At 68.8% G+C, this 964-nt stretch carries 1 protein-coding gene; it reads left to right on the forward strand.

The window, feature by feature from the left end:
* A partial coding sequence (locus C6P64_RS15480; RefSeq protein ID WP_105749446.1) for a transposase occupies positions 1-956 on the forward strand: 956 nt, incomplete at its 5' end.
* Between the last annotated feature and the right edge of the window lie 8 nt (positions 957-964).

Below are 964 nucleotides of genomic sequence, written 5' to 3' on the forward strand. Positions count from 1 at the left end.
GAGTCACGCGCGCGAGCACGGCCGCGCCGCTGCCGGGCAAGGCACTGGTGGTGTTCGATCCGCAGCGCGAGACGATCGAGGCGATCGTGCCGTGCGAGGACGGGCACGCGCAGGAGCGCTCGCTGCTGGGGCAGGTGGGGCCGCTGGTGGGCGTGGGCCAGGTGTGGCTGGCCGATCGCAACTTCTGCACCGAGGGCTTCCTGGACGAGCTGGAGGACAGAGGCGCGTACTCGCTGATCCGAGAACACGACAATTTGCGATTCAAGCCGCTGGAGGCGATGCGTGCGCCGGTGCGACCCGATGGCGCAGACAGCGTGGTGAGCGAGCAGTGGGTGCAGCTCAAGCCCCGTCCCGACGGGCGCGAGGGAGTCAAGCTGCGGCGCATCCGGGTCGAGCTCGATGCGCCCACGCGCCACGGCGAGAGCGAGCTGTACCTGCTGAGCACCGTGCCCGAGAGCGTGGCCGATGCGCCCACGCTGGCGCGGCTGTATCGCCAGCGCTGGACCATCGAGCGCGCCTTCCTGCACCTGACGGTGCAGCTGCGCTGCGAGGTCAACACGCTGAGCTACCCGCCGGCGGCGCTGTTTGCGCTGGCCTGCGCGATGGTGGTCTTCAACGTGCTGGCCGTGGTCAAGGCGGCGCTGCGCGCGGCGCATGGCGCCGAGGTCCAGGCGCGGCTGTCGAGCCATGCCATGTCGAACCACATGCGATCCGCTTCCCAGAGCCTGGACGAGATCGTCGAGCCCGAGGACTGGCAGGTGTTCAATGCGGTCAGCACGGTGGTGATGGTGCAGTGGCTGCTGGAGCAGGCGGCGCGAGTGCCGCTCAAGCGCTATGCCAAGGCGCCCACGCGCAAGACGCCACCCAAGCCCACCGCCAAGCGGGCGCACGACCCGAAGAAGCCCCATGTGTCGCTGGCCAAGCTGCTGGCCAAAAAGGCAGTAAAGACACCTTGAAATCACTC

Origin of the sequence: Malikia granosa, from assembly GCF_002980595.1 — a bacterium.
Lineage (GTDB): Bacteria > Pseudomonadota > Gammaproteobacteria > Burkholderiales > Burkholderiaceae_C > Malikia > Malikia granosa.